The sequence below is a fragment of the Paenibacillus sp. FSL L8-0340 genome, assembly GCF_038593145.1.
In the GTDB taxonomy this organism is placed as follows: Bacteria; Bacillota; Bacilli; order Paenibacillales; family Paenibacillaceae; genus Paenibacillus_AQ.
The window spans coordinates 4826574-4850166 of the sequence record NZ_CP151967.1 but is presented as its reverse complement, the minus strand read 5'-3'; the positions used below and the strand labels follow the sequence as shown (position 1 = coordinate 4850166).

The 23593-nt window shown below is 50.1% G+C and carries 20 protein-coding genes; 17 read left to right on the top strand and 3 right to left on the bottom strand.

Annotated features, from left to right (window positions below):
* Window positions 1-181: 181 nt before the first annotated feature.
* From NST07_RS22115 to NST07_RS22070, 10 genes are all read left to right on the top strand, one after another.
* Entirely contained in the window at window positions 182-1942 is a 1761-nt protein-coding gene (locus NST07_RS22115) for an ABC transporter substrate-binding protein (protein ID WP_342480187.1), read from the top strand.
* A gap of 61 nt (window positions 1943-2003) precedes the next feature.
* Complete coding sequence (locus NST07_RS22110; protein ID WP_038594276.1) at window positions 2004-2957, top strand: ABC transporter permease; 954 nt, start codon at window positions 2004-2006, stop codon at window positions 2955-2957.
* 15 nt (window positions 2958-2972) lie between these two features.
* On the top strand, window positions 2973-3896 hold the full coding sequence (gene opp4C, locus NST07_RS22105; protein WP_038594273.1) for an oligopeptide ABC transporter permease: 924 nt from the start codon (window positions 2973-2975) through the stop codon (window positions 3894-3896).
* Window positions 3897-3910: 14 nt separating this feature from the next.
* Window positions 3911-4894 (top strand): ABC transporter ATP-binding protein, encoded by a 984-nt coding sequence (locus NST07_RS22100; protein ID WP_038594270.1) that lies wholly within the window; start codon window positions 3911-3913, stop codon window positions 4892-4894.
* A complete protein-coding gene (locus NST07_RS22095; protein WP_342480186.1) occupies window positions 4887-5852 on the top strand; it encodes an oligopeptide/dipeptide ABC transporter ATP-binding protein in 966 nt (321 codons plus the stop codon). The genes NST07_RS22100 and NST07_RS22095 overlap by 8 nt, the downstream gene beginning before the upstream one ends.
* A gap of 275 nt (window positions 5853-6127) precedes the next feature.
* Entirely contained in the window at window positions 6128-6739 is a 612-nt protein-coding gene (locus NST07_RS22090; protein ID WP_341094375.1) for a 50S ribosomal protein L25, read from the top strand.
* 185 nt (window positions 6740-6924) lie between these two features.
* Window positions 6925-7557 (top strand): YhbD family protein, encoded by a 633-nt coding sequence (locus tag NST07_RS22085; protein WP_342480185.1) that lies wholly within the window; start codon window positions 6925-6927, stop codon window positions 7555-7557.
* Between the two features lie 14 nt (window positions 7558-7571).
* The gene (locus NST07_RS22080; RefSeq protein ID WP_342480184.1) at window positions 7572-8261 is read left to right on the top strand and encodes a hypothetical protein; all 690 of its coding nucleotides are present in this window, start codon (window positions 7572-7574) and stop codon (window positions 8259-8261) included.
* The gene (locus NST07_RS22075; RefSeq protein ID WP_342480183.1) at window positions 8254-8928 is read left to right on the top strand and encodes a hypothetical protein; all 675 of its coding nucleotides are present in this window, start codon (window positions 8254-8256) and stop codon (window positions 8926-8928) included. The genes NST07_RS22080 and NST07_RS22075 overlap by 8 nt, the downstream gene beginning before the upstream one ends.
* A gap of 116 nt (window positions 8929-9044) precedes the next feature.
* Complete coding sequence (locus NST07_RS22070; protein ID WP_342480182.1) at window positions 9045-9929, top strand: SMP-30/gluconolactonase/LRE family protein; 885 nt, start codon at window positions 9045-9047, stop codon at window positions 9927-9929.
* Between the two features lie 493 nt (window positions 9930-10422).
* On the opposite strand, the gene NST07_RS22065 is transcribed toward NST07_RS22070, so the two are convergent.
* Together NST07_RS22065 and NST07_RS22060 are read right to left on the bottom strand one after the other, a co-directional pair.
* Window positions 10423-11967, bottom strand: a complete 1545-nt coding sequence (locus tag NST07_RS22065) for a right-handed parallel beta-helix repeat-containing protein (protein WP_342480181.1) — start codon at window positions 11965-11967, stop codon at window positions 10423-10425.
* 117 nt (window positions 11968-12084) lie between these two features.
* A complete protein-coding gene (locus NST07_RS22060) occupies window positions 12085-12663 on the bottom strand; it encodes a TetR/AcrR family transcriptional regulator (protein ID WP_342480180.1) in 579 nt (192 codons plus the stop codon).
* A gap of 155 nt (window positions 12664-12818) precedes the next feature.
* Here NST07_RS22060 and NST07_RS22055 point away from each other — a divergent pair, with 155 nt between their 5' ends.
* Complete coding sequence (locus tag NST07_RS22055) at window positions 12819-13499, top strand: SDR family NAD(P)-dependent oxidoreductase (RefSeq protein WP_342480179.1); 681 nt, start codon at window positions 12819-12821, stop codon at window positions 13497-13499.
* A 40-nt stretch (window positions 13500-13539) separates the two neighbouring features.
* Here the strand turns inward: NST07_RS22055 and NST07_RS22050 are convergent, their stop codons facing one another.
* Window positions 13540-14076, bottom strand: a complete 537-nt coding sequence (locus NST07_RS22050; RefSeq protein WP_342480178.1) for a CDP-alcohol phosphatidyltransferase family protein — start codon at window positions 14074-14076, stop codon at window positions 13540-13542.
* 297 nt (window positions 14077-14373) lie between these two features.
* Here NST07_RS22050 and NST07_RS22045 point away from each other — a divergent pair, with 297 nt between their 5' ends.
* The 6 genes from NST07_RS22045 (at window position 14374) to NST07_RS22020 (ending at window position 23132) form a co-directional block, all read left to right on the top strand.
* Window positions 14374-15333, top strand: a complete 960-nt coding sequence (locus tag NST07_RS22045; RefSeq protein WP_342480177.1) for an ABC transporter permease subunit — start codon at window positions 14374-14376, stop codon at window positions 15331-15333.
* Between the two features lie 14 nt (window positions 15334-15347).
* Complete coding sequence (locus tag NST07_RS22040; protein WP_341094354.1) at window positions 15348-16241, top strand: carbohydrate ABC transporter permease; 894 nt, start codon at window positions 15348-15350, stop codon at window positions 16239-16241.
* A gap of 82 nt (window positions 16242-16323) precedes the next feature.
* Window positions 16324-18159, top strand: a complete 1836-nt coding sequence (locus tag NST07_RS22035; RefSeq protein WP_342480176.1) for an ABC transporter substrate-binding protein — start codon at window positions 16324-16326, stop codon at window positions 18157-18159.
* Window positions 18160-18293: 134 nt separating this feature from the next.
* Window positions 18294-20039 (top strand): histidine kinase, encoded by a 1746-nt coding sequence (locus tag NST07_RS22030; protein ID WP_341094350.1) that lies wholly within the window; start codon window positions 18294-18296, stop codon window positions 20037-20039.
* Entirely contained in the window at window positions 20032-21435 is a 1404-nt protein-coding gene (locus NST07_RS22025) for a response regulator (protein ID WP_341094349.1), read from the top strand. The genes NST07_RS22030 and NST07_RS22025 overlap by 8 nt, the downstream gene beginning before the upstream one ends.
* On the top strand, window positions 21435-23132 hold the full coding sequence (locus NST07_RS22020) for an extracellular solute-binding protein (protein ID WP_341094347.1): 1698 nt from the start codon (window positions 21435-21437) through the stop codon (window positions 23130-23132). The genes NST07_RS22025 and NST07_RS22020 overlap by 1 nt, the downstream gene beginning before the upstream one ends.
* Window positions 23133-23593: the final 461 nt, after the last annotated feature.

Sequence of the window (23593 nt, the reverse complement as noted above, 5' to 3'; positions counted from 1 at the left end):
AGCTTTGGCTTTTTTTGTACCGGAAAAAACACCAGTGAATTCTGTTTTTGGAGAATTATTTTTAAGTTCTCTCTTTACAGAACAGAATTTACTTTCTATAATGTGAACTATCGGTCATTAATCATACTTAGTAGGTAGGAATTATCAGTCTTTATAAAATGGAGAGAAAAGAGATGATTTTGTGAGAAAAAGTACGATTTTATTGTCCGCCTTACTGATAGCAGGTTCACTGCTGCTGTCAGCCTGCTCGGACAACGGCAGTGCGAACAACTCTGAAGGTGTAGTTACCCCGGCAACGGCCACCGCAGATACTGGCGGAACCGAAGCGGCAGCTTCAACTTCACCGGCACCAGTGCCGGGTGGCGCACTCAGCGAGCCTTTCACGGCAACTGACTTGTCGAAGCTGCCTGCAGTTGCCCAGAACCGTAAGGATACGATAATCGTCGGACTCACCGACCCCAGCGGCGCGTTTACACCTTATTTCCAGGAAAGTGGTTATGACGGCAACGTTTCTTCTCTACTTTATGCTTCACTGGTAACTGTAGATGACAAAGGTGTTCCTGCTCCGGAGCTTGCCGAAAGCTGGGATGTGTCGGAGGATCAGCTTACATACACCTTCCATTTGCACAAAGACCTGAAATTCAGCGACGGCTCGCCGCTCACTGCGGAGGATGTGGCTTTTACCTGGACGATTCAATATGACAAGAGCTATGACGGCGGGTCCTCGCTGCCTTCACTTAATGTGAAGGGCGGCAAGGCTTACAAAGAAGGTACTGCCAAGAGCATCGAAGGTATTAAGGTCATTGACCCGCAGACGATCTCGGTAACGCTGGAGCAGCCAAATGCTACGGCACTTGTGGTACTAGGCTCCAATGTGTTGTCGAAAGCCTATTATGGCAAGGACTACAAATTCGGCGAGCTGGAGTACATCAAGAAGCTGCATGAGAAACCGCTTGGTGACGGTCCTTACAAGCTGGAGAAATTCATCCCCGGGCAAGAAGTTCGGCTGGTGGCTAACGAGAACTACTTCAAAGGCAAACCAAAGACCGAACATTTCATTTACAAAACCTCTGAGGGCGACGTTTGGCAGTTCCTGGAGACAGGAGAAGTCGACTATGCTTCCTTCAGTGCCACAGAAGAAAATATCGAAAAGCTGAAGGGACTCGGGTATGTGAATATCATTCCTTATACACCGAGCAATTACGGCTACATGCAGGTTAACCTGAAGCACGAGCAGCTCAAGGATAAGCTGGTGAGACAGGCGATAGTCTACGGCCTTGATCGTCAGAGTATTTACGTGGACGCCGCCCAGGGTGCAGGCTCCATTGCCAATATTCCGGCATCACCGATCTCCTGGTCCTATACGGAAGAGGGCATCAATCCTTATAAATATGATCCGGAAAAAGCCAAACAGCTGCTGGATGAGGCCGGTTGGACTGTAGGTTCGAACGGCATCCGCGAAAAAGCCGGCAAACCGCTCAGCATTCACTATCTGGGCTCCAAGAGTAAAAACACCGACATCTTTATTGCTGTAGCCAAAGAGAACTTTGAAGCGCTGGGCATTGAGTTCCAACCGGAAATTTTCGCGGACTTTAACTCGCTGGTTTCGAAGGTGGAAGGCGGGGATTATGATCTCGTATCCTTCTCCACACCTATGCTAACCGATCCGGCTGACGGATTCATGCAATTCTTCGACGGTGAAATTACCGATTACGAAAATCCGAAATTCCTGGAGCTGTACAATAAAGCACTGGCCACTACCGATATCGAAAAGCGTAAAGCAGTCTACAAAGAGCTCTACCAGCTGTTAAATGATGAACTTCCGATCATTTTCACCAGCTACAAAAAGACAGTGTACGCCTATAACGGCCGCATCCAGAATCTTACGGTCAGCCCATTCATCGGGCTTGCCGGCAGCCTGCCGGACTGGACTCTGCAATAATTAACTGTTCGTTCCCTGCCGGGTATGCAACGGCAGGGGACGAATCCATAAGGAGCCAATCATGAGTACTTATCTGACAAAAAGACTGCTGTATATATTCATCATTCTGTTTGCGGCATCACTGCTCATTTTTTGTCTTTATGCTACTACGCCGGGGGACTTTATCACCGGGAATATCAAGCTGACAGCAGAACGCAAGGCGGAGCTGCGGGAGATCTACGGCCTGAACAAACCGGTGCTTGAACGTTACGGCATATGGATGAAAAATGCACTGCACGGGGATTTCGGATATTCGCTCGCCCAGCAGAAGCCGGTGCTTCAGCTGTTCAACGACTATATCTGGAATTCTTTTTTGCTGGCGGCGGTATCAACCTTTCTGACCTGGGTTATCGCAGTTATTATCGGAGTGATTTCTGCCTATAAGCAGTACTCCTGGTTTGATACGCTGGTGATGATTGCCATATTCGCGGCGATGTCGCTTCCGTCTTTTTTTATCGGCCTATTCCTGATTAAAATATTGGCGGTTGACTTCAAATGGCTGCCGCCTGGCGGAATGACGACTACAGGCAGCAATGCTGCCGGCATGGCATATCTCAAAGATGTTGTGCGTCATATGACGCTGCCGGTTATAGTGATGACCTTGCTTGGGCTGGGCTCACTAACCCGGTATTTCCGCAGCAATATGATAGATGTGCTGAAACAGGATTATATCCGCACAGCCCGGGCCAAGGGCTTAAAGGAGCGGAAGGTGCTGTTCACCCATGCGCTGAGAAATGCGCTGCTGCCGGCCATTACGCTCGTTGGCTTCGAGCTTCCGGCGCTGTTCGGCGGGTCGATTATTATCGAGCAGATCTTCAACTGGCCGGGCATCGGCCAACTGTATATGAAGTCCTTTGGGCTGAGGGATTATCCTCTGCTGATGGGCTTTACGATGCTGCTTGCCATTCTGACCGTGATTGGAACGCTGCTCTCGGATATTTTGTACCGGGTTGCCGATCCGCGTGTCCGGTTATAGAGGGGGGATGACATTGTGGCAGCTAACAGCACTTTAAACGAGCTTCACAGGCCTGCAGCCAAGGTCCAGAAATCTTCACTGTTCCGGCAATCCATACGGAGACTGCTTCATAACAAGCTGGCGGTATCCGGTTTTGTAGTCGTTGTATTTATGTTTGTTCTTTGTTTTATCGGTCCTTTGTTCTCGCCGTATACAGATAACAAAATCAATATGGCCATGATGAATAAAGCACCGAATCTCAAGCATTGGCTGGGAACGGATGCGCTGGGCCGCGATATACTGACGCGGGTGATGCAGGCCGGACGCATCTCGCTTACGGTCGGACTTGCTTCGATGGTATTGTCCGTATTTCTCGGGGCCCTTCTGGGGGCAATAGCCGGTTATTACCGCGGAATTGCTGATCAGATCATTATGCGCATTGCGGATCTGCTGATGACGATTCCCAGTCTGCCGCTGCTGTTCATCTTCGGTGCGCTGCTGTCGGAATGGAAGATTCCGACGGACTACCGGATGTATATTGTTATGCTTATGCTGAGTATCGTGAACTGGCCGGGTCTGGCACGGATGGTGAGAGGCCAAATGCTCAGCCTGCGGGAACGTGAATTCATGCAGGCTGCGGTAGTGCTGGGGCTTAGCGACCGCCGAAAGCTGTTCAACCATCTGCTTCCGAACATCGTTCCACTGCTGATCGTGATGGCGACGCTTAACATCGGCGGAGCGATCCTCAGCGAATCCGTACTCAGCTTTTTCGGCTTGGGGGTTATGCCGCCGACGCCGACATGGGGGAACATGATTGATGCTGCGAATAATATGATTGATTTCCAGAATCGCCCTTGGCTGTGGATTCCGCCGGGTCTGTCGATATTCGCCACGGTCATTGCCATTAATATATTCGGTGACGGCCTCAGAGACGTGCTTGATCCTAAACAGAAGAGGTAGGTGTCCAACATCCGATGAAGGATTTAATGACGATAGACGGTCTCAGCACCAAGTTCTTCACAGAAGAAGGGAATGTAACAGCCGTTGATAATGTAAGCTTCCAGGTACGCGAAGGGGAAACGGTCTGCATTGTCGGGGAATCCGGCTGCGGCAAAAGCGTAACTGCCATGTCGATTATGGGACTGGTGGAGAAGCCCGGAGGGCGGGTTGCCGGAGGAAGTATAGATTTTCAGGGAGAAGATTTATTGCAGCTCGATCAAAATACATTGCGGGCGATCCGCGGCAACGAGATTGCCATGATCTTTCAGGAACCGATGTCATCACTCAATCCGGTAATGAAGATCGGGGAGCAGATTATGGAGCCGCTGACCGTTCATTTGAAAATGAAGAAAAAAGAAGCCCGGCTGCGGGCGATTGAGCTGATCCAGCAAGTGGGGATCTCCCGGCCTGAGCAGATTGCCGACAGTTACCCGCATGAACTGAGCGGGGGAATGCTGCAGCGGATCATGATCGCCATCGCTATTTCCTGCAATCCAAAGCTGCTGATAGCCGATGAGCCGACAACGGCGCTGGATGTTACGATCCAGGCGCAAATTCTGGATATGCTGCGCGGGTTCAAGGAAAGCTCCAAAATGTCGATCCTGCTAATCACCCATGACCTTGGGGTCGTGGCAGAGATGGCTGACTACGTGATTGTGATGTATTCCGGCAAAATCGTCGAGGAGGGCGAGGTTGTCGAACTGTTTAAGAATCCCAAACATCCCTACACACGAGGTCTGCTGAAGTCAAAGCCTGTGATGGGCCAACGTCAAGAGGAGCTGTATTCAATCCCGGGGCAGGTGCCTAATCCGCTTACGCTGACCCCGTCTTGTTATTTCCATGACCGCTGTGAGCACTGCATGCCGGTCTGCCGCAGCCGCCAGCCGCAGCTTCAGGAGACGGGCAGCGGGCAAAAAGTATCCTGCTGGCTGTATGAGGAGGCGGAAGTCCATGTCTGATGCACTGCTTGAAGTTAATCATTTGAAGAAGTATTTTCCGGTCACGCAAGGTCTGCTGAGCCGTACGGTCGGACATGTTAAAGCTGTGGACGATATCAGCATCCGGCTTCAGCCGGGCGAGACCTTCGGGCTTGTCGGAGAATCCGGCAGCGGAAAAAGTACTGTAGGCCGGACCATTCTGCGGCTGACCGAAAAAACAGCCGGAGAGGTTAAGTTTAAGGGTGTGGACATTCACAGCCTTTCACCCGCTGAGATGCGCCAGCTTCGGCCCCGGATGCAGCTGATTTTTCAAGACCCCTATAGCGCGCTTAATCCTAGAGTCCGGGTTGGTGACGCCATCGGCGAAGCTCTGCTGGATCACGGACTCTGCTCCAAAGCGGAGGTCCGGGGGCTGGTGCTGGATGCGCTTGAAGCCTGCGGCTTGTCCTCCTATCATATCGACCGCTTCCCGCATGAGTTCTCCGGCGGCCAGCGCCAGCGGATTGGAATAGCGCGGGCGCTGATCCTGAATCCTGACCTCATCATAGCCGATGAGCCGGTCTCTGCACTGGATGTGTCCATTCAGGCCCAGATCATCAATTTGTTCAGCAAGCTGCAGCAGAGTAAGGGACTGGCCTATTTGTTTATTTCCCACGATCTCAGCGTAGTGGAGCATTTATGCTCCCGGATCGGTGTGATGTATCTGGGCTCCATGGTGGAGACAGCGACTAGGGACGAATTGTTCCGCCATCCGCTGCATCCGTATACCAAGGCGCTGCTTTCGGCGGTTCCTGTTCCGATTCCGAAGCTGAAGCGGGAGCGGATCGTACTGCAAGGCGATATTCCGAGCCCGGCAAACCCGCCTTCCGGCTGCAAATTCCATACCCGCTGTCCGTTTGCCGTGGAGGTCTGCAAGTCGCAGATTCCGGTGTTCCGCGATGCCGGCGGAGGCCATTATGTGGCGTGTCATTTGGCGTAACTACTTATAAATATGTATTATAATTGAATATTTACCGATTTTGACTTGATGTATTGGCAGTGCTATACTGTTTCCACAGCAGGTAAATATGGTTAATAATAGACTGATTAGACCTATACATCTAATTGGACTTGTTTTTTTAATACTTAAGTCAGTTGTTCGTAGTAACTCATTGCAGCCCAAGCTGACAAAACTAAGCATATGCTTTCGAAGCCAGTTTTGTTCGTAGGAATTCATTGCAGCCCAAGCTGACAAAACTTTTAGGAGGAAATATCATGAATACCACAGTACGTTTGACTGAAAGATCCGGCTCGACCTCTTCACAGCGGAGCAAAGGCTTTGTACCGGTTGTCGTCTACGGTGCAGGTTCAGATAGCCAATCCTTTACAGCGGATGCGAAGACATTGAACGAAATTCTCGGCAAGAACCCGCGGGCGATTCTTAAGGTAGAACTGCCGGATTCCGGCTCCAAGAATGTGGTGATCCAGGAAGTGCAGCGTCAGCCGCTTTCACGCAAGCTGCTGCATGTGGACCTGCATCAGATTGATATGAAGGCTGAGCTGGACACCAAGGTTGCTTTCCACTTCACAGGTGATCCTGTCGGCGTTAAGAGCGGCGGCAGTCAGCAGGTGGAGCTCTATGAGCTGGATATCCGTACCTTGCCGGACAAGCTGACTGCGTCCTTTGAAGTAGATATCAGCGGCCTTGATATTGGCGATCAATTGCTGGTCTCCGATCTGCCGAAGCATGAAGGCTGGGAAGTATTGACACCAGAGGATACACTGATCGTACGAATTTCGCCTCCTGTCGCTGCTGAAGAGCCGACGGATACGGATACTGCCGAACCGGCAGCAGCCGTGGCTTCCGAAGGCAAGACGGAAGAATAAACTACTTAGCGGACTTGAAGATTTAGTTTAAATAGGAGCAGACATTTCCTTGACAAGGAGCTGTCTGCTCTTTTTGCGTGACAATGATTTGGCTGATGTGACTTGTTAAGGAGCTGGGAAATTTGTTGTTTCATAATTTACAACGTAACAGTGTTATGTTACGATCGTTTCAAGGAGTGATCAAGATGGAAGAAGATTTGATCTCCAAGAAGGATCTGCTGGAGCTGACCGGCATTTCTTATGGGCAGTTGTACCGCTGGAAACGGAAACAGCTGATTCCCGAGGAGTGGTTTATCCGCAAATCTACGTTTACCGGGCAGGAAACCTTTTTTCCGAAAGACAGAATTCTGGGTCGGATCCATAATATTATCCACATGAAGGATGATCTTTCACTGGATGAGCTGGCAGACAGGTTAGGTGATACTTCAACCCTCTACAAGCTGTCGTTGACGGCGAAGCAATTGTTAGAACGTAACATTGTTTCGAACTTGACTTTGGACAGATTCGGCGGGTTGGACGGAGGCGGAGTTCAGGAATATGCCTTTGAGCAGATTGTACATCTATTTGCCGTTGACCTCTTGCTTAGCAAAGGCGAGGTGAATCTGGATGAAGCCGACAGGCTGTTCTATACACTGACGGTGAATACGCAGAGGTTCGAGGGGAAAAGCTGGGAGCTGTTTTTTGTCCGCAAAATGGGCGTCAGCATGTTCCTGCTCGCTGCATCTCCAGCCGATCTGGTTTTTGATGAGGGCGTAAGGCTTGTCAGCAGACTCGCTTTCACGGATTTGCTGGAACAGCTGAAGGGCAAAGTGAATTAAGGGAGGAATAGTTAATGCTTACTGATAAACAACTGCCGGATTTGCAGATGGCCGGAGTGAGCGGCGCCGCAGGCGGGACCTATAACAACGTTAATTTGGACGGAGTAAGCCGGGTGAACGGGCCGGTTCTGGCGCGCAGTTTCAAGGGCAACGGGGTTATTCAGATGAACGGGAATCTTTCAGCAGAAGAAATGGACGTGAATGGAAAGCTCAAAATCAACGGCAGCCTGGAGTCCGCGAGAATGCAGCTGGACGGAATGGTCACGATAGACGGTCCCCTACGCGGCGAGAACTGTATCTTGAACGGGATGATCCGTGTAACAGGAAGCTGCGAGCTGGAGCGTTTTGAGGGTGAGGGAAGTTTTACAGTAATCGGCTTGCTTAGTGCAGGGTATATAGATTTCACTCTTGAGGGGCAAAGCAAGGCGGATGAGATCGGTGTGGAGAGCCTGATTGTCCGGCAGAGGGATCCACATCTTGTGAACAAACTGCTGGGCGGGTTGATCCCCCGGTTAAGAACAGAGCTGCTTGCCAAGGTCATTGAAGGTGACTATCTTGAACTGGAAAATACGACAGCGGATATTGTGCGGGGCGACAAGGTCATAATCGGAATAGGCTGCAGGATCGGGCGGTTGGAATACCGCTCAGAACTGAAAGTGCATCCTGGTTCAAGTGTGGGAAAGGTGGAGAAGTACGGTGAGTAATGATGCCGAGCGCAATAATCTGAAAATTCTTGGAACTTCATCGTCTATGGGCGGATGCTTTCTCGATGTTAAGGTGACCGGTGAAGGCAAGTTTGCCGGAGATGTAGATTGCCTGAGCTTTTCTTTGACCGGGAACAGCGGGATCTCTGGCAGTCTGCGGACGGAGAAATTGAAGCTCACCGGTGAAATTGAAGTCAAAGAGCGGCTTACGGCAGGAGCCCTGCACGGACAGGGGGAGATAAAGTGTGGCAGCTTAAGCGCTGAACGTTTCAAGCTGAGCGGCGATCTGGAGGTGTCCGGGGATTGCGAAGCGGAGAAGCTGCAAATGACCGGTGCGCTCAGGGTAGGCAGGCTGCTGAATGCAGACATTCTGGAGCTTGTGCTGTTTGGACCCAGCCGATCGTCGGAAGTCGGGGGAGGCAGTATTACCATCAAGCGCAGCAAGGCTGGGGCTCTGCTGAAACAGGTTCAGTCGAAGGGGATTCTGTTCACTGCACGGGTGATTGAAGGAGACCAGGTGGACATTCAAACTACCCGAGCGGAAGTGGTGCGGGGGGGAAACGTCATCATTGGTGCAGACTGCGAAATCGGGATCGTGGAATACCGCAGCAAGCTGGAAATTCACAAAAGCGCCACCGTGAAGCAGCAGGTGAAGGTTACGAAGTAAGCCGCCGGATCATCAAGGTATAAAGCAGTCGATTTCGACCGGTGTAGATTAGACAAGTGGATGTGTGTAAAATAAAGAGAAGTGTAATATACTGGCATGAATTAGGAGGAGCTTCAATGATTGGACAAGCTGAATTGGTAATTGACGCGAAAGCACTGCTTGGGGAAGGCGCCCATTGGGACGGACAGGAAAGTAAACTTCATTGGGTTGATATCGAGGGCAGACAGCTGAGAATTTATGAACCTATGGGACAAGGCGAGGAGAGCTATTCCTTCGATAGCATGGTCAGTGCGGCAGTGCCGGCCGCAGACGGCGGCTGGATACTTGCGCTGCAGGACGGAATCTACAGCTTCAAGAAGAACGGGCAGCCGCAGCTTATCGCTGCAGTGGAGCCCGAGCTGCCCCGCAACCGGCTGAACGATGCCAAATGCGACAGTGCAGGCCGGCTATGGTTCGGCACCATGAGTATGGATTCCACGCCGGGAGCGGGCAATCTGTATGTTATAGAGCCTCATGGAGAGGTGCGCCATGTTTTGTCGGACATCGGCATCTCAAATGGACTGGCCTGGGATGACAGCCGCAGCTTGATGTATTACATTGATACGCCGACCCGGGGCGTGGATGTAATGGATTATGATCTGCAGAGCGGGACAGTCAGCGGACGCAGGACAATTTTTACTTTGCCGGAAGGTGCAGGCGGTCCTGACGGGATGACGATTGACCGTGAGGGCATGCTCTGGGTGGCCCAGTGGGGCGGGAGCTGTGTCTCGCGCTGGAATCCGCACACCGGGAAGCAGATCGGCAAGGTTGAAGTGCCGGCCAAAAATGTAACCTCCTGCACTTTCGGGGGCGAGGCGCTGGACGAGCTATACATTACTACTGCGAGAAGCGGGATGAGCGAGGAAGACTTGCAGCACTGGCCGCTGGCTGGAGGACTGTTTAAGTTTAAAGCCGGGGTGCAGGGAGTGCTGGCCAATGTTTTTGCAGGTAAAGTGCGGTAGTAGAGGCTATCTGGTGTTCAAAGCAAACAAATTGTTAGACTGACCCACATATAAGAAACAACGGAGTCTTGAACGAAATATCGTTCCAGACTGCCGTTGTTCTATAGTACTGAGGTGTCCCGTTATCTCAATAACTCGGTTTATAAATCCTATCCGTGTCAGTATCGATTACAAAATCCACCTCTACCTCTCCTTTAAGAGGTAACTGTTCGAAATTGTAGAGCTTGTAAAAGACTTCGGGTAAATCTCTTAAATCAGTAATTTGCACTTTTACTTTTAGATATTTTTGTTTTAACTCCTGCTTAGTACACTTGGCACCCGAAATGTAAGATCTGTGAAAATACCCGTCAATTTGAACTAACAATGCAATCACGACCGGTTGCTAACCAATCCGTATAGCTAAGAATATTTACATAATTACTTATCCCGTCTCCAGTAGGTTGAACTTTTTTCCCTAATAGTTGAGAAAAGACTATCGGACGCACGTGAGCCGTTACTCATCGGCCCCTATGTTAACTGATGCTCCCCGTTGTCTTGCTTGACCGTCGATGTCCAAGGTTTTGATGATGAAACTGTAAGATTTACCCGCATCGATTGCGGCGGAAGCAGCTCTAAGGTGAAAATCATGTGAGTCTTGATCCACAAATTTAGGATCGGCAAATACAGAGTGGCTATCATTTCCGGTGCGGGCCTTATAGGTGGAGAAACCGATATACTCCTGGTTTTTCCAAATCCAACTTGCTGTCGATACGTCTCCGGGAGCGTAATAAAGATTGTAGTCCACTACATTTCCCGAGTTTTTCTTCTGTTCGTTATAGATGAAGACATTCGATGAATTCGCAAAGATGATATTATTGGTGATCATATTATTTTTGGTATCGTACTGTAGCAAAATTTCACCACTGCCATCATTTAGCGAATTATTGTGATATAGGGTATTGTTGATGATCTTGCAATTTACTGTTGAACCTCGTTCCGTATCGTAACCGCCCAATGCTATTCCCGTATAACGGTTACTGTAGACTATGTTGCTCCGCACGGTAACCTCGCTTGTGGATTTCCCTGCATGTTCACTGGCAATTTCAATGCCAATATCGTTGTTGTAACTGTAATTTCGTTCAATAACGCTGTCTTTTCCCCCATCGATGTAAATACCGCCAGCCGCGTTGCTATGGTTAGGAAGTGATGTACCGTAAGAAGGGTTAAAGTTGGAGGTGATGTTATATACTCTATTGCCACTGACTACTCCATTTCTCACTTGATCGTAGAACGGATGCGGCGCCTTTCCTTCGAAGCCGATGAGGTCGATACCGATATTGTCATTATCATGAATGAGATTGTTCGTCACGGCAAAAGTATCGACATTTCCGTTGACAACAAGGGACTCGCTTGAACCCAGTACCAGCTTATAAAGCTCATTACCTTCTATCGTTACATGATGAATGGAGGCGGGAGCATCAGTGCCATACACAGCGATACCGTGAGCATCCCGGCCAAGCAGGTCACTGCCGGCGGGTGTTGCGGTATTTTTGATATCATGAACTTTGTTATTCAGTATCTTAATATAGCTACCAGAACCGTGGACAAATATACCTATTGGCAGCTGATCTGTTTTTGCTGTGCTGAAATTACGGATTTCAAACCCCTTTATCGTAATATAGCTGGCATTTTCAATCTCAATGAGGCCTTGTTGTTCTGTGACAGAAAGTCCGCTGCCATCAAGGATTGCTCTTTCCTGCGGGAAACTAGCGAACGTGATCGAACCCTCCCGGGCTGAGCCTGAACGGCTTATTTTAAGCTTTTGCTTATAGACGCCCCCTCTTACATACACCGTGCTGCCCGGTTTTGCGGAGTCTGCTGCATGCTGGAGCGTTCTCCAGGGGGATTTTTTGGTGCCTGCGTTATCATCGTTGCCTTTGGAGTCTACAAAATAAGTAGGAGCAGCTGCTGAAATAGAAGTGGTACGCAATTGCAACAGCATAATCATTACGGTTGCAACTGCCAAACCCAGTATGAAAAATTTACGCTTTGTTTGCATTGTGCTGGATCTGCCTTTCCTGAATGTTTCTTGTAATTATACTACAGCCTTCCGGAAGCGGCTCTTATGCGCTATCTAGTAATGTAGTTACAAGAAACGACCTCCAATAGTGCCCCGTTAGCGTAACGTCAGCTCGGAAGAATGAAATCCACCTATTACTAATAATGAAACTCTCATGGCGACTTCCTCTTTATGAGCAGTTACGTTCCCGGTAGCCCATTGAAAGGCAGCTTCATGGATGACTTGTGCAAAAATAGGCACATAAATATTTTTCTCGTCATCTGTATAAATATCTTCCAGACTTTTCGACAAATATTCCTTCAACTCATTTACTATTTTTTCTTTCAATTGCGGTACGACTAAACCTACATAGCTGCTGCGGCATTGGATGTTAGGTGGTTGATAAAAATCGCATACCGCTAAAACGAGTTGATGGATGCTGTCTTGATCGAATTTCACTACGCCTGCAGTGCGTTCTACAATGGCAGCTGATGCAGAATCTCCCATAACGTAGTCCAATAATTCGTATTTGTCAGTAAAGTGCGTATAGAATGTAGCCCGGTTGACTTGTGCTCCTTTTGTTATATCCGCTATTGTTATTTTTTCGAAATCCTTTTTGGAAACTAAATGAAAAAATGCGTTAATCAAAGACTGCTTCGTTTGTGTCATTCGCACATTCATTACTTTTGTCGCCATTTGCGTCACCCCTAACCCGACATATTAACAAGATTGTCGCTATAGCAACATTTGTGCATCGATTGTTGGTTGTTACATTAAATCATAGGTTGTATATTATCGATTAAAGCAACACCTGTTACTTTAATATAACACAGAAAAGGAGCTTGCGAAAAATGAAAACTATTGCAATAGTGGGTGCAGGTCCTGGATTAGGTTTGTCGCTAGCCAAAAAATTCGGAGAGAACGGATTTAGGGTGGCTGCCATTTCACGTAATCCAGAGAAATTATCAATGATCATGAGCGAACTTAAAGAATTAAATATCGAAGCACAGTCTTATGTAGCGGATGTCACGAACTTGGCTGCTTTAAAACAAACCATTCAGGATGTTAAAAAGGATTTTGGTTCAATCGATGTGCTAGAGTTTAGCCCTTATGCAGGGTGGGATAAATTCACAAATGTGCTGGAAACAACGCCAGAGAGTGTATTAGAACAAGTAAACAGCTATTTGTTGCCTGCCGTACTTTTGGTCAATGAGGTATTGCCGGATATGATAGATAACCGTTCGGGTGCCATTCTATTTACAACAGGCATATCTGCTATGTTCTCGTTACCTTTTGTCGGGAATGGTGGAATCGTTATGTCGGGTATTCGTAATTACGCTACAAACTTGCACAATGAGTTGAAAGAAAAAGGTATATTTGTCGGACATCTTTCCATCGGAACCTTAATACAAGCCGGTACAGCAGGAGATCCGGATGTCATTGCAGATACTTGGTATGACCTATACGAGAAAAAGGACCGCTTTGAAGAAATATTCCCGCCAGGGTTTGATCCGACGGAAATTCCTAATTAATAGTATCAAAGGCAACATTTGATCTATAGCTATTATTCATTCATTTTTTGTAAAAAAGGCTGCTTCTGTTCAAATCAAGTTCGGTGGAGGTAAGGTGAATAATGCTCTCTTCCGCTGCCGACAGAACGGCGATGAAACATACCGGCAAAAGCCATGCTGCTTGATCCAGGTGAAGGATGAGCGGAGTTGCAAACAGCAAAAAACCGGCAAGTTTGTTTCCCCAGGTATGCAGGATGGCAAATGAATGATATTTATACGCCGCAATGAACAGGTTGGTTAGGCGAATGAGCACGGTGGCAGCGATCCATGGCAGGTATTTTAATATTTCATCCCCATTCTTGAAAATGATCGACACCATAACTACAGCAAAAAAACCGAGGTCGGCAATGGAGTCCAGCTTCGCGCCCAAGGTACTTTCACTTTTGGTCTTACGGGCTATATACCCGTCCAAGACATCACTAAGCCCGCAAGCCAGATAGATTAACGTAAAGAGCAGGGCATTGCCGTAAGTGAAAAATAAGGCAGGCAAGAGCATGATCCGGCTGATTGAGAGGATATTTGCGGTATTTTTTAACAACGGCATAACCTCCTATGAAGAATGCGTCCCCTTCATTTGATTGATGCGATAATCATCCCAGTTACCGTCTTCATGTGCAATTCATAATTTCACAATAGAACTCTAAACAGGCCACCGGTTCCCGGCGGTCTGTTTCTTTTGGCATCACCCTGTGAAAATGGTCCAATCCCCTGCGAAAATGGTCCGAAACCGTGCTACAGCTCTCACGGAAAGGCGATCTGTCCTCTCTCCCGGCGGTGTGCTTAGGTCTGTTAGGATGAAAGCGTAAACAAAAATCTGGATATAGGAGATTCCGATATGGGGGTACCTTCCGAAGAGCTGCTTCGCGGAGTGGAGCCGGTCCGTCCATCCCGCAGGAAGCTGCAAAACAAACACAAGCTGTTTCTCATGGCGCTTCCGTTTCTTGTTGTGACCTTTATTTTCTACTATTTGCCGATCAGCGGATGGATCTACGCGTTCTATGATTTCATCCCCGGCATTCCGCTGTCGGACACGCCGTATGTCGGGCTGAAATGGTTCCAGACTATGGTTTCGAATCCGACGCAGACTGCTGAAGTGCTGCGCGTGCTGAAGAATACGGTGGCGATGAGCTCCCTGGGGCTGATCACCTCTGTTTTTCCGGTCATTTTTGCGATACTGCTCACCGAAATTAAGTCGGGCTGGTACCGAAAGTTCGTACAGACACTGACCACGATTCCGAATTTCATCAGCTGGATTCTCGTCTATGCGCTGGCGTTCTCGCTGTTTTCCGTGGATAGCGGGGTGGTAAGCGGCATACTCGTGCAGCTGGGTATAGTCGATGAGGGATACAATTTCCTTGCTTCCAGCTCGAATATCTGGGTCACGATGATTGCCTGGTACTGGTGGAAATCGCTCGGGTGGGGGGCAATCCTGTATCTGGCGGCGATTGCCGGCATTGACCAGGAGCTGTATGAAGCGGCAGAGGTGGACGGAGCCAGCCGGTTCCGCAAAATCTGGCATATTACCGTGCCCGGTCTTATCCCTACCTTCTTTGTACTGCTGCTGCTTTCGATCGGGAACTTTGTGAATAACGGGATGGAACAGTATTTTGCCTTCCAGAACGCAATGAACAAGGATGCCATCGAAGTGCTGGACCTGTATGTGTACAATATCGCCTTTGCCAACAACTTCCCGTTCGCCACGGCGGTCAGCATGCTGAAATCGGTCGTCAGCGTCATTCTGCTGTTCGCGGCCAATACGCTTTCGAGAGTGGTGCGCGACGAATCTATCATTTAAGGGGGTGACTCCACTTGCGAAAAAAGCTTAAGCCCGGCGATGCCCTGTTCCAGGGAGTTAACTATCTGCTCTTCGGATTGTTCACCCTGAGCTGCATTTATCCGTTCTATTATCTGTTCATCAACACGATCAGCTCCAATGATCTCAGTGCAGCAGGCTATATCAAATATTATCCGCGTGAGATCCATTTCGACAACTACTTCAAGGTGCTGCGGATCAGCGGGCTCAGCCATGCGGCGCTGGTGTCGGTCTACCGTACAGTAGTCGGCACAATGCTGACCGTGGGCGCTTCGGCTTTCCTGGGGTATCTGTTCACCAAGAAGGAGATGTGGGGCCGGCAAATCTGGTACCGCAGCGTCGTGGTTACGATGTATTTCAGCGCCGGGCTGATTCCCTGGTACATTACGATGCACAACCTGCATCTGACCAACAATTATTTGGCTTATATTCTGCCGACGATCATTACGCCCTTCAATATTATTCTGGTCAAAACCTTTGTGGAGGCGATCCCGCCTTCACTGGAGGAATCCGCGAGCATGGACGGAGCAGGTTATCTGCGGGTGTTCTGGAGTATTATTGTCCCGCTGACGACACCGATTCTGGCTACGATTACGATATTTTCGGCGGTAAGCCAGTGGAATTCCTTCATTGATACCGCATTTCTGATGACCGATACGAAATATTACACTCTGCAGTTTCTGCTCTGGCGTTACTTAAATGAGTCCAGTTCGCTGGCAGCGCTGATCCGTAATTCACCGGATATGGCCGCCAGCGTCCAGAACATGCAGACACCGACCTCGGTCCGGATGACAGTAACGATGATTGTGGTACTGCCGATTCTGATTGTGTATCCGTTTTTCCAGCGTTTTTTTGTCAAAGGCATTATGATCGGCGCAGTCAAGGGCTGAGTGTATGATTTCGAAACGAGTTTTGTTCGATGCAGATTCAAGAGGAGCAGATTCTCACAAAACTTTTAGGGGGTAACAAGCTATGAAGTTCAGAAGGTTATCGCTGCTTCTGCTGAGCGCCATCATGGTGTTCGTTCTGGCAGCCTGCGGCGGCGGAAACGGGAATTCAGGCAATGGGGGCAAAGCGGAGAGTACAGATAAACCGGTCACCGAGGCTACGAATGCGGCAAAAGAAACCGCTGCACCGGATGATGGCGCACTTGATCATTCCAAACCGCTGAAGCTGACGGTATTCTCAACAACCGCCAACTATGCGGGTCCGCAGACCGGCTGGTTCGCTAAGGTCATCAAGGATAAATTCAACATCGAGCTGGATATCGTCGCCTCTAATCTGACCGGCGGGGACACCAAAATCTCGGCAATGATGGCTTCCGGCGATCTTGGAGATATCATCGTCTTCGGGGATGATAAAAACCACTATCCCAATGCGATCAAAGGAAAGCTGCTGCTGGACTGGACGCAGGATGGGCTGCTTGATAAATACGGCGCCGATATCATGAAGCAATTCCCGAAAGCTGTGGAGAAGGCTAAAATTGCCTTTGGCGGGGGCAGCGCAGTCTATGGCATCGGAAACAGTGTTGCTACCAATCCTTCCGGCCCTTCCGAAGGAAAGGATATGACTTGGGGACCGGATTTACGCTGGGATCTGTACCAGCAAATCGGGGCACCGGAGATTAACTCCATTGAGGATTACCTGCCGGTCCTGAAAAAGATGCAGGAGCTTGAGCCGAAGAATGAGCAAGGCAAAAAAACCTATGCCTTCTCGCTCTGGTCCGACTGGGACGGCAACTACAAAATGACGCTGGCAAAGCAATTCGCCAACATGCTGGGCTATGATGAAATCCCTGATACTGCAGTCTACGTCAAAGCCGATGAAGAGAAATATTATGATTTTCTCTCTGAGGACAGCTGGTACATGAAGTCGCTCAAGCTGTATTACGAAGCCAACCAAATGGGGCTGCTCGATCCTGACTCCCTGACTCAGAAATTTGATGATGTGGTGGCGAAATACAAGGATGGCCGTATTCTATTCTCCTGGTTCCCATGGCTTGGTGCCGCCAACTACAATACCGCGGAAAGAACGGCGGAAGGCAAAGGTTTTGCACTGGTGCCGTTCAAGGATGAACTGATGTATTCAACAGGCTTCAATGTGTACGGCGGCAACGGCATTATTTCCATCGGAGCAAAGGCCAAGGAGCCTGCACGGATTATGGAGTTCCTCAATTGGATGTATACGCCGGAAGGCGCGATGCTCTCGGCAGGCAGCGGAACAGCTGTACCTAACGGTCCTAAGGGTTTGACCTGGGATATTGACAGCAATGGCCAGCCAGTAGTCACCGATTTCGGCTGGAAGGCTTACACGGACCAGCAGAACACCCAAGTACCTGAAGAATTCGGCGGCGGTGACTATTATTACGGGTCAAATCAGATGAACTTCTCGTTTGTTGTTCCGGCGATGGAGAATCCCGAGACAAGCGAGCCGTATGACCACAATCTGTGGAAGACAACACTGGAACGCAATCCATCGAAGCTTGATAGTAACTGGAGAGTAAAGATGGGCGTACTGACGGCTAAGGAATACTTTGAAAAAAACAATCTGCTCGCCGTTGCGCCGCAGGGCTTCACCGGCAAAGAGCCGCTGATCATGGATAAAACGCTGGAGCAGAAAAACAAACAGATCGGTACAGTCATTCAGCAGATTTCCTGGAAAATGGTTTTTGCCAAAAATCAGGCTGAATTTGACAAGCTGAACAAGGAAATGCATGACAAGGTCAATGGTCTCGGCTATGCCGACGTTATTGAATTTTCGGTCAAAAAAGCGGAGGAGCTGTTCGAGGCCCGCAAAAGTGTAAAGTAAGCAGGGACAGAGCATAAAGATAAGGCAGGGCGGCGCGGTGAGCTGTTCTGCCTTATTATTTTCAGTTCAGGTTAAATCTGGTATTCTAATTCTATTATATAAAACGCTTACAAAAAGAAGAGAGGATACGGAAAATGTGCAGAACGAAGCCAGGGAGCCATACACCGGCAGTTAAATCTTTGCGGACTACCTTGGTGATTTATTTGCTGATTGGTACGCTGCTGCCGCTCCTGATCGTCGGAATTATATCCTACACTTCGATCTATTCGATTCTTTCGGGGAAAATCGGCAGCGGGATCAGCGCAAGTCTGCGCCAGGAGGCGCTCAGCCTGGAGAATGCTATCGACAACCTTGATTTTGCCTCTAAGCAGTTTGCTTTGGACGGTCAGATTGTGGAGGAAATGTCTGCTTTTCTGCTGGAGAAGCAGATTTACCGCAAATCGCAGATTATGAGTTCGATCAACCAGAAGATCAATCTGGTCAACTTCACCAATCCTTACATAGGGTTAACTGCCTATATTATGCCGGGCAGCGAGGACCCGGTGCTGTTTACCAACATGAGTGCGCGGAGGAACTTTGATCTCAGCACGCTGCCTTCTTTTATGCGCTATAACGGAGCTGATTATTACGGGCCGCATGGCACGATGTATGCTGTAGGCGATAACGTGGTTTTCTCCGAGCAGCGGATTGTCAGGGTGAGCGGCCAGCATCAGCTATATATCTATCTGGAGACGAACTACAGTCTGCTGCGCAAAATTTTCAAGCAGGAAGCCTATGGAATGAAGGTAAACCATCTGCTGGTCAACCAGAGCGGCACACTTACCCATGTCATCGACGGCAAGCTGCCCGGAAAGATCGTCAAGGCGGCCGGGAAATCTCCGGGGCTTCCGCATGAGGAGCTGGACGGCTACCATCTGTTCCGATACGAGAGTCCGCAGGGCTGGAAGCTGGTGGCTGTCGTGAAGAAATCGGTATTTAACAGCGAAATTTACTCCTGGTTCTACAAAATGATTCTGCTCGCCCTCTCCACACTGCTCTTTGCCGGAGTTCTGGCCTGGTTGATCTGGAAGCGGATTTATGGCCCTCTGCGCAAAGTCAACGTGGAAATTATCCGTATGGCCGAAAATGTTACCGCCCCTGTTGCCTTCACGAATGTGGAGGAGTTTGACTTTGTATTGAGCAACTTTCAGCAGATGAAGGATCAGGTCAATGATCTGCTGCTGGCTGTAGCCCGCAATGAGAAGCAGAAAAGCCAGTTCGAGATTGAGAAGCTGCTCAGCCAGATCAACCCGCATTTCCTGCACAATACGCTGAACACAGTGCAATGGCTCGCCCGGCTGAACGGGCAGAAGGAAATTGACAAGCTGGTCACACTGCTGGTGAAGGTGCTGCATTACAATCTCGGCAAACAGAGCATTATTGTTACGATCGGTGAAGAAATCGAAGCCATCCGCAATTATATGGAGCTTCAGCGCATCCGTTACGACTATGAATTTGAGTTCAATGTGCAGGCGGAGGAAGATGTGCTGTCCGCTGCGGTTCCGCGTTTTCTGCTCCAGCCGCTGGTCGAAAATTCGATTTATCACGGGCTTAGTGATAACGGGAAGGTCGAGGTTATGATTACTGCGCATGGTGCAGATGAAATTCTGCTGTGTGTGAAGGATAACGGAACGGGAATGGACCCTGACAAGATTGAAGAGCTGCTCTCGGATGACGGTGCCAGAAAGCGGGGACTCGGCATTGGCTTCTCCTATGTCATGCGGATGCTGAGGGTGTATTACGGAGAGCAGATGACACTGCAAATTACCAGCAACCCGGGTGAAGGCACATGTGTATCCATTATCATACCTAAGAAAAGCAAGGAGGACTTCGATGATTAAGGCTGTTGTGGTCGATGACGAGCGGCTTGTGCGCAAAGGCTTCATCTCGCTGATTGACTGGTCGTCCTTTGGAGTTGTGATTGTCGGCGAGGCCGGGGACGGCAACGCCGCGCTGGCCCTGCTCCGCGAGCAGGAGACCGATTTGCTGTTTGTCGATCTCACCATGCCGGGGATGTCCGGGTTTGATCTCATCCGGCAGGTGCGGCAGCGGTTCCCAGCCATCCGCTGTGTAGTGCTGACTTGCCATCATGAATTTGATTATGTGCAGGAGGCGCTGCGCCTGGGTGCGGTTGATTACATCGTGAAGACACTACTGGAGGTGGAGAACGCGGATGAGACGATCCGCCGTTTGGTGGAACGGATCAAGTGGGAGGACAGCACCCGGGAGTCGCTTAGCCGCGGCGAGGGCAGGATTATCGCTGCGGACAAGGCGCTGCTCTATCTGCCGCTGGACCCCCGGGCCAGCGAGGAAGAGCTGTTTCAGCTCTCGGTGGTGAAGAACCATCCGCTGATCACTTTTCAGGACATGTGGATCACGCCGCTGCACCAGCGGTTTGCGGAGGAAGATGGCAGCCGTGAGCTCAAGCAAGTGCTTGGGGGCCGCTGGCAGACGGCGCTGGTGAGCGGACTGCGGCATCAAAGCCTGCAGGAAGTGGAGAAGATCCTTGGGCTGTCAGCGCAACATGCGTTGTTCTATTCCGGCGGAGCCGAGGAACCGGCCAGACTGAACTATGCAGAGCTTAAAGTAATGGCATCGGAAGCAACGATGTTCAGTGATGAGGAAGATGTTCTACAAGGAGCGCTGAATCTCAGATGGACGATAGACCGGGGCGGATGGGAGACTTTTATGGCCGGAGTAGTGATACAGCAGCCTTCACCGCAGCGGGTTTCCGACTTTGGGTATGCACTGCTCGGGAATTGGGGGGCTCTGCTGCTGAAGCCCGAGGAGACGGCGCAGCTGCAAGCGGCGGCAGGGAATAACCTGAACTGGTGCCAATGGAAACACTGGCTGCGGCAGTTCTCCGATCATGCGCAGCGGCGGATGATTGAGCTTGGGCTGAGCAAAGAGGTGATGCTCTGCCTCATCCGGGCTGTCCGTTATATGCGAAGCCATGCCGGGGACAAAATTAATCAAAGCGATGTTGCAGCCGCTGTCAATATGAGCCGGGGTTATTTCAGCCAGTGCTTCGCCCGCTTTGCCGGTGAGAGCTTTGGGGAGAGTCTGCGGGGGATGCGGCTGAATCTGGCCAAATCGCTGCTGCTGGAAAGTAATGAACCCATTTGCGAGATTGCCTGCAAATCAGGCTTTGAGGATGACCGTTATTTCAGCAGGCTGTTCCGGGATCGTGTCGGCAAGCTGCCGAGTGAATACCGTGCGGAGGGGATGAGGACCTGATGAAGAGGCTTACTGTTTGCGTCTCCGCCATGCTGCTGCTTTGTCTGCCGGCATGCCAAGGCAGCAGGGTGCAGCCGGATTCCGCAGGGAGCGAACCGGACGGCGGTGCCGCCGAAACTGCTGCTTATGGCAGATATGAAGACCCTGTCGTAATGCGCGTAGGGTTCAAAGTGCCTGATTCCCGGCTGAACACTGGCGACAGCAATGACAATAACCCGATTTCCCGGTATCTGGAGGACCTCACGAACATCAGGGTTATCCACTCTTGGGAGGCAAAAGGCGAGGAGCCATTTAGTCAAAAAGTGCAGCTGGCTATCGACAGCAACGATTTGCCCGATGCCGTGGTTGTGGACAGGGATCAATTAAAAAAATTGATCGACAGCGATATGATTGCGGATCTGACCGCAACATACGAGCAATACGGCTCAGAGCTGATCAAGGATATGTATGATTCGACCAAAGGCGAGGCGCTCGGCGATGCCTCCCGGGGCGGCAAGCTGTACGGGCTGCCGAATGTGGCGATCAATGCGGATTCCCTGTCGCTGCTCTGGGTCCGCCAGGATTGGCTCGACAAGCTGGAGCTTCCGGCTCCGAGGACCTTTGAGGATATTGAAGCCATCGCGAAGGCGTTTGTTGAGCGGGACCCTGACGGCAATGGTAAACGGGATACGCTGGGGCTTAGCGCCTACAAAAATATCGTGTACGGAACCAAGCCGCATGTGAATGGCCTGGACTCCGTGTTCAGCGCCTTTCACGCTTTTCCTACCAACTGGATCAGAACGGGCAGCGGCGAGATTGTTTACGGGTCAGTTGCACCGGAAACCAAAGAAGCGTTAGCCAAGCTGGCCGACTGGTACAAACGCGGCCTAATCGACCCTGAATTTGCGCTTTATAAAGAAACGCAGGAGCCAATTATCTCCGGTAATGCGGGGATGTTCTTCGGCCCGTGGTGGATGCCCTACTATCCGTTGTCAGAGGCAGTGGCACTTGATACAAAGGCGGAATGGCGGGCCTATGCCGCGCCGCTGGACAGCGCAGGCAAATTCGTCGCGCATATGGCGCCGGTCACTGACCGCTATCTGGTCGTCCGCAAAGGGTATGAGCATCCCGAAGCCGTTATGAAGCTGCTCAACGTCTTCACCCGGCTGGAGAGAAGACGGGACCCCAACACGGAGGAAGTCAAGAAACTGGATGACTTCTCGGCGCAGACCGGCATTCAGCCGCGTGCGTATTACCCGTTTGATCTGCTGATAGATTATTCCGGCGCTATTGAGAAGCATTATGCGGACATTCAGCAGGCGCTGCACGGCAAGATCGACCCGGATCTGCTGGACCCGGATACCAGGGTCATCTATGAGCGGTGGCTCGCCGAGGAGGAGCAGCCGAAGAAGAATCTGGAGGGCTGGAAAGCAGCCAATTCTTACAAATACGGGGCAGCCGTATTGTCCACGACGGCGATCGAGGGCGTGCGCAGCGTTTTTTATGGCAGCACAACCCATATGCAGAGTGTATGGCCGGCGCTGCAGAAGCTGGAGAGCGAGACCTTCCTGAATATTATCGTCGGTGATACGCCGGTGAGCAGCTTTGATACTTTTGTGGCGGAATGGAAAAGGCAGGGCGGGGATCAGATCACCCAAGAAGTCAATGTGATCGTGAAAAGCAGAGAGGCGGAGCAAATGGGCGATACGGCGGAATAGCGAGCTTTGGCGGTCATGGAAAGGAAGGTGGGGGGTGGATAGGGAGTAAGGGATAGAATAAGACGCCGTTCTGGTGTTGACTGAGATTTAAAGTGACGTAAACGTAAAGAATGAAGTATGTAAGGAGATTACGGGTGGAGTGCAATTAGACATTTGGTTTCGAGTGAGTGGCTTTAGCAGCTCTAGCGTTGTATAAACAAGCTTTCGGACCCCAGCGTCCTTATTTAAGATAGATCGTGTGTTTTTTGGACATTCGGACTCCAGTGACGTTATATGCTGATCCTGGTGCGAATCATGGCTGTAATCGATGGAATAGCTGCACCTGAGTCCGGTCCGTAAGGATAGAAGACATTGAAGAAAGCAGGTAACTATGAGTACGTGCTACTTCACAGGTTGATAAGCCGCTGTGAGTATCCTCATCAGCTTGTAATTGCTCGGATCCCGGTGAAAAAATGCTTCCG